Source organism: Paenibacillus sp. P4_A7, from assembly GCF_056402455.1.
Genome location: NZ_JBFUHJ010000307.1, coordinates 1 through 6587 on the forward strand (window position 1 = coordinate 1; position 6587 = coordinate 6587).

A 6587-nucleotide genomic window follows, 5' to 3' on the forward strand; every position below is an offset into this window, starting at 1 on the left:
GTGAACGAGCCTGCATCTCAGTCCTACTTAACTGTGTTTGTCTCTCCACAGTTTCGCAGGCAAGGAATCGGTTCTGCAATGGTAAAGTATGCTGAAACCGAATTGCGGGCGGGCGGAACCCAAAAAGTCAGGAGTTCCTTTCGTACCGGTCATCACTCATCTCTTGCGTTTGCGCGCAAGCTCGGTTATGACCAATACTTTTCATCGGCTTTAATGCAGCGAACTGGCGATCCCTTTCCCCTGGAGGAGCTTCCGGTGAGGCTGTATACGGACGAAGACTATCTTGCCAGTCAGTCGCTGTATGCCACAGCTTTTCATGAAATGCGCGTCCGTGTCGGGTGCTTTCCCGATTCTATGGTTGCCCAGCCCAGTGAAAAAGAACGAAGAGCATGGAAAGAGGATGCGGAAAACCGTTTTGTCTACGAAATAAATGGGAGAATCGTCGCTTATAGCCACCTTTCTGGTAATGAACTCAGCAGTATTTCCGTCAGTAAAGACTTTCAAGGGCATGGGATCGGAAGAAAGTTTGTTATGTATTTATGTAACGAGATCTATCAGCTTGGCGGTGCAAACGTCGACCTTTGGTGTGTTGTCGGGAATTATGCCAGAAATCTGTATGACAGCCTTGGCTTTAAAGAAACGTATATTATGCAATTCATGCGGAAAACGCTGTAATTTTTGCCGTATTCCTTTGACAGTTCTAGTTGATGAGGCCCCATGGCACGATCTCGTCAGTGGATATACCTTCAGGCTATGGGCCGGAAAGGAGATTGCAACTGTCAAAGCTGTTAGTTGTAACCCATATCGGCTCTGAGTTGGGACTAAACGATTCCCGGTATTGGATCTATCGTATAGCAAAAAATTTGGTTATCGATTACTATCGGAGACGTTATACACAGAACAGGACGCAGGAAAGAATAAAAGAGAACGCAGTCGTGAATTCTGCAAGATCGCGATCCGCTGAGGAAATCTTCGAAACGAAGGATCGAATCCTAGATATAGAGTAAGCGATTAGGCGGCTTCCAGAGGAACTGCACCGTGTGTTGACCTTGAAGTTCGTCGGACAAATGAACAGTACGGAGATCGGTGAGTTGCTCGAAATACCGGCGGGAACCGTGAGATATCGGCTTAGTTTGGCAAGGATGCAGCTACGGCAGGAGTTGGCACAAGTTTAGGGGGAAGGAGTGCACATTTATGATAGATGAATTAAGCGAGGAATGGGATGATACGGAAGACGAGCTGGCACAAGACCTTTTGGATTGGGCAGGCAGTGATCAATTGACGGAGCATGAAGCAGCGTCAATCAGAAATTCGATACTCGAGAATATCACAGGGCATCACATAGGCTGGTTGGAGCGAATGACTGCACAGATTGATCGGACCACAGCGCGTTCCCAGCGTAGAATTGATCAGTCGGTGTTGCTAAGATTGCAGCTCCGGACTGACCGGATAGATCGACAACTAATAATTGGATCGTAACGATAGTACAGGAGCTGCCAATAGCAGCTTCTTTTTTTTGTTAAGCACATTTTAGCAAGTAAATGGGTGAAAATTCCTTAAGTTATTTTGTACCAACAATAAACTTGATAAAATTGTAAAATTATACAGAAGGCTTCTGAAACAAGGAAGTTAAGCGATAGGCCTAGGACTAGGAGTTGAAGAAAGTGAAGAGAAGCATTCCACTTATTACCCATAGAAAACTTTTAGCGAGGTATTTCAAACCTCAAATGAAAAAAGTAGTCATTTTGACATTCCTATTGTTGATAAGTGTAGGGTTACAACTTGTAAATCCACTGGTGCTTCGGGATTTTATTGAGATGATTACAGAGGATGTTAGCCGTAGCAAGTTAGTGTTCACCGCTAGTATCTTTATTTCCATAGAAATTGCTAATCAAATGATATCTGTAGTTGCAAATTATTTAGCACAGCAAATAGCGTGGAAGGCCAAAAATGAGTTGCGTAAGGATCTTCTTGTTCATTGCTTGAATTTAGATATTTCCTTTCATAAGCAACATACTCCTGGGGAAATGATTGAAAGAATTGATGGCGATGTCAATGTAATAGGTAATTTTTTCTCGAATTTTCTTGTTTTGATTTTTACAAATACTTTCTTTTTATTAGGTATTTTGTTCGTACTATTCAACGAGCACTGGTTAATCGGTATTTCGTTGAGCCTAATTGTTGTCACCACATTTTTCTTGCTAAAAAGGATTCGCAGCATTTCCATTCCATATTGGACTGAAGTACGAGAGATTAGTACTCATTTTTTTTAGTTACATTGGTGAACAAGTAGCAGGGGTAGAAGATATTAGATCAAACGGTGATTTGGGATTTGTGATGAACAAATTTTATATGATGCTGAATAAGTGGCTTCCCTCGAAACAGAAAGCTGCCATATCAGGTGCGGTTATATGGTCTACTACAATCTTTACGTTCGCCATATGTAATATTACGTCATTTGTTGTGTGTTACTACCTTTGGGGGATAAATGAGATAACAGTTGGAACTGCCTATATGGTATTCCTCTACACGGAATTTTTAATCAGACCTATAGAAGTGTTACGAACTCAAATCGAAGATTTGCAGAGTGTGGATGTATCCATCCGTCGATTTGATCAATTATTTAAACTAACTTCCAATATTATAGATGGTAAAGAACCGTTAGTAAGCGGGTTCAATGATTTCTCTATTCAATTTGATGATGTCACTTTCGGATACAATGAGAGGGATCTGGCCCTTCGTAACATTTCATTTAAGATTGAAAATGGAGAAACATTGGGAATCATCGGTCGCACCGGAAGTGGAAAGACAACAATAACTAGGCTGTTGCTTAGATTTTATGATCCGCAGAAGGGTGTGATACGTCTTGGAGATAAGCTATTACAGAGCATTCCTTTAATAGAACTTAGAAAATGAATTGGTGTTGTAACACAGGAAATCGAACTGTTTAGCGGATCTATCCGAGACAATCTTACCTTCTATGACAGCTCGATTAACAACGGGGAATTATCGCAAGTAATTGAGGAACTCGGGCTGCAACAATTAATGGATTCACTGCCAGAAGGATTGGATACTATGATAGATGCGGGTGGAGGCACCTTTTCAGCAGGAGAAGCTCAATTGTTATCAATCGCGAGAGTATTTCTGAAAAAGCCTGATTTAATTATTCTTGATGAGGCCGCTTCTCGTTTGGACCAAGCTACCGAAAAGTTGATCGATCAAACTATAACAAAGTTATTAAGTGGAAGAACAGCTATTATTATTTCGCACCGAATTTCAACTTTGAATCGTGTTGATAAAATAGCTATTGTTCAAAATGGGCGAATTATCGAATGTGGGAATAAGCGGGAGTTGGAAGAGAATAAAAATTCTATTTTCAGAAGAATTCTAGCAGTAGGAAAAGATCTTGATGATGAGCATATTATGGACGATGTCGTTTGATAGAGGAAAGGCCAGGGGAATATATGAAAACCAGCATTTTTTTATGGAGGCTTATCAAATATCGTCCTAAATTATATGTTCTTAATATTATTTTTTGGACAGGTATTTATATGTAAGTGCAATATGTTGGCTTGTCGATATGATAGGTATGGTTTTGTTCGCCATCATAGCATTCGTAGTTCTATTTCATATCGATTCGCAGATCACGCTATTTGTGTTCATTCCACTTATTATAGTATTTTCTGCGGTGCATTTCACTTCTGCGAAAGTACAGGCGTATAGGAGGGAAAGCCGCGAATCATCCTCTAAAGTTTCGGGGGCAATAGGAGAAATCTTTAGTATTATTCTATCCATTAAGCTTGGGAATTTTGATAGCAGATTTATTCAGAGGTTTAATACTTTAGCGGAGAAACAAAAGAAGTTGATGCTTAAGGACAATTTGTTTACCAGTATATTGGATACAGTCTTTATGAATACCATTAATATTGGAACAGGTTTAATTCTACTGATGCTGGCGTTCTCCATGCAAAGCAATACTTTCTCGATTGGCGATCTTGCGTTATTCGTTTTTTACTTGTCCTTTATCACTCAATTCATTCAATTTTTCGGTAGGTTCCTTTCTTCATATAAACAAACTGAAGTTGCTATGGAACGGATGACCTCTTTAGTTCAAGGACAATTACTGGATAAGGTAGTGGAGCATCATTCTCTTTATATTAATGAAATTGCTCCTTTAGCAGTTGACGATGAATACAAGGATACAGAACCACTAAAACTTCTCCAAATTAAAGATTTGTCGTTCTCATATGGGTCTTCTAACCGAGGTATACATCTAAAAAGTCTGGATATTAAAGTAGGAAGTTTTGTAGTCATTACTGGTCGCATAGGATCGGGGAAGACAACATTAATGAAAACAATACTAKGGCTATTGCCTAAGGATGGTGGTGATATCCTATGGAATGGTCGCGTGATCAATGATCTCTGTTCATTTTTTATACCGCCAAGAAGTGGCTATACTTCGCAAATTCCACAACTTTACAATGAAACGTTAAGAAATAATATTTTATTGGGCCTATCTGAAGATGATGTTGATTTAACTGAGGCTCTGTACGATGCTGTGTTGAATGAGGATATTACGAGCTTTGAATTAGGGTTAGATACTATGATCGGTACGGGGGGGAGTAAATTATCGGGAGGGCAAAAAATTAGAGCTGCATCTGCAAGAATGTTTGTACGAAAACCAGAGCTATTGTTTATGGACAATATCTCAAGTGCGCTTGATGTGGAGACAGAAACGTTATTATGGAAAAGAATCACCCAGAAGAAAAATGTTACATCAATTGTTGTTTCTAACAAAATGGCAGCATTACAATATGCGGACCATGTGGTTGTGCTAAAAGATGGATGCATAGAAAGCCAAGGGCCACTGCAAGAGGTGATGAAATCATCAAGTAAGGTTGTGATCTGGAAAATGCCTTTTTTACAATATCATCACATATATTGCATATGCAAATGACTTGCTCTTCATCTATCCTTGTAAAACCTATGTTGTTCAGGTCACTTTGTAACATTTTCGGTAAGGTTTCAATATAGTCTTCAAATGATAACCCTTCGGAATGATCTAGATATAACATAAAGATTTCACCCGTCAATTGCCACACAATATCCGTATATTGTTTTACTTCATATAACCTTTGCGCCTTTCGCTGTATTAGAACATCTTGCAGAGGTGACAATGAAAAGCTGTCAGGTTGAAGAGTATTTGACCGTAGGTATTCTCGGTACCGTTCCACGATTCTTAACACACTTGCCATCCCACTATTAAGTAATTCCAGAGGAAATGGACATATCTTTATGTATTTCTGAAACAACTCATTTTCTTCATTCATCATTATAGGTATTAGTGATCCTGTAGATAAGGAACCATGGGTAAAATACGTATATAAGAATGAGGAATCTGACCAAGCGGCTCCTGCAAAGATTTTTGCGGAATGCTGTTTTCCCTGCTTGATACTATTTAATGCAGCCTGCTTTCTTTGATCTACAATATTCGATGCACCAAGGAATAACCGTTCTTTACCGATCTCAGATGAAAAGTATTTATCGACTGACTGCTTAAAGGTAGTAAACTCATAGGCGGGATCATAGACAGCAATTGTTTCCTTAATAAATCTATATTCCCAGGGATTAYCATGCACTTGCTCCATCGTTGGAAACTCATCAATTACGTATAATTGAATAATCTCACCTTCATACGCGAGGTTCTTTTCATATGCTTGAGAGCCACCACCCACATACACATGCAAATCCAAATCACTAAATAGGTCAGCGTCACCACGACCAACGGAACCTCCGACAGTAGCAAAACGAATATTTTGAAAGTTCAGCTCAATTACGATCCTTTTTGCAAGTCCTAGCAAGTATTCACTACGTTCATTCATATCGCATACTCCTTTCCATGATTTATTAAACACTATACCATAGGTTGGGATACTAATGAGCAGGCTGCAGTAGTCTGCTTATTTTTATTAAACAAAAATAAGGATATAATTTACAGTAAATCATTTACAATAGAACGTATGTTTGGTAAATTAGAAGGGGCCAAACTATTTTAAGAAAGGGATGAATAAGAATTGATCGATTCAGTTAAGGTGATGGAACCAGCTACGAAAGTTGCACTAAAAAGGTTGGATTGCTTGTATATGCCAGTTGATGATGGGGAGGGCCTAGTGTGGCCGTGGTATGAAAACACCTTCAATGGAGCAGGAACTGGTACTCGACAACAGACTATATTTATGAACGAAGTAGAGAAGAAAGGTTTGACAAATACTTTCTTAACTGACGAATGGATTTCTGGGCAAACCTACGAGATGTTTTCCATTCGCTATGAGACGGATTGCATTAGGGAACTGTACGAGCGACTAGCCAGTAATGGCGTGGATGTTGAGCCGCTAGAAGATGTAAACGGTAAAGGACTTATGTTCTGTTTTAAAGATCCACAGGGACACAAGTATCAAGTATGGCAGGATCCCAAAACCGAAACACAACCGATTCGACAAGGAGTTCCCGTTTTTATTAGAGTAGTAGCCCTATTCTTCCCAGCAAGTAATCCGGAGGCATCATATAAGTGGTATAAGGAAACATTG

6 protein-coding genes and 2 pseudogenes are annotated in these 6587 nt (G+C 39.5%); 7 read left to right on the forward strand and 1 reads right to left on the reverse strand.

Annotated elements, in window-relative coordinates; genetic code table 11:
• From AC1DWN_RS24535 to AC1DWN_RS24560, 6 genes and pseudogenes are all read left to right on the forward strand, one after another.
• Nucleotides 1-675 (forward strand): N-acetyltransferase family protein (locus AC1DWN_RS24535; protein ID WP_477561516.1); only part of this gene is annotated, 675 nt, incomplete at its 5' end.
• Nucleotides 676-1010: 335 nt separating this feature from the next.
• Nucleotides 1011-1175 (forward strand): sigma factor-like helix-turn-helix DNA-binding protein, encoded by a 165-nt coding sequence (locus tag AC1DWN_RS24540; RefSeq protein ID WP_477561521.1) that lies wholly within the window; start codon nt 1011-1013, stop codon nt 1173-1175.
• A 19-nt stretch (nt 1176-1194) separates the two neighbouring features.
• Nucleotides 1195-1479 carry a hypothetical protein gene (locus AC1DWN_RS24545; RefSeq protein ID WP_477561517.1) on the forward strand — a complete coding sequence of 95 codons (285 nt, stop codon included), beginning with the start codon at nt 1195-1197 and terminating at the stop codon, nt 1477-1479.
• Nucleotides 1480-1664: 185 nt separating this feature from the next.
• Nucleotides 1665-2273: an ABC transporter transmembrane domain-containing protein gene (locus AC1DWN_RS24550; protein WP_477561518.1), complete on the forward strand. Its 609-nt coding sequence runs from the start codon at nt 1665-1667 to the stop codon at nt 2271-2273.
• A 241-nt stretch (nt 2274-2514) separates the two neighbouring features.
• Nucleotides 2515-3441, forward strand: a pseudogene (locus AC1DWN_RS24555) (ABC transporter ATP-binding protein).
• Between the two features lie 148 nt (nt 3442-3589).
• Nucleotides 3590-4693, forward strand: a pseudogene (locus AC1DWN_RS24560) (ATP-binding cassette domain-containing protein); the annotation flags it as partial.
• A 97-nt stretch (nt 4694-4790) separates the two neighbouring features.
• Here the strand turns inward: AC1DWN_RS24560 and AC1DWN_RS24565 are convergent.
• Entirely contained in the window at nt 4791-5882 is a 1092-nt protein-coding gene (locus AC1DWN_RS24565) for a hypothetical protein (protein WP_477561519.1), read from the reverse strand.
• A 192-nt stretch (nt 5883-6074) separates the two neighbouring features.
• Here AC1DWN_RS24565 and AC1DWN_RS24570 point away from each other — a divergent pair.
• On the forward strand, nt 6075-6587 hold a 513-nt coding region (locus AC1DWN_RS24570), incomplete at its 3' end, for a VOC family protein (RefSeq protein WP_477561520.1).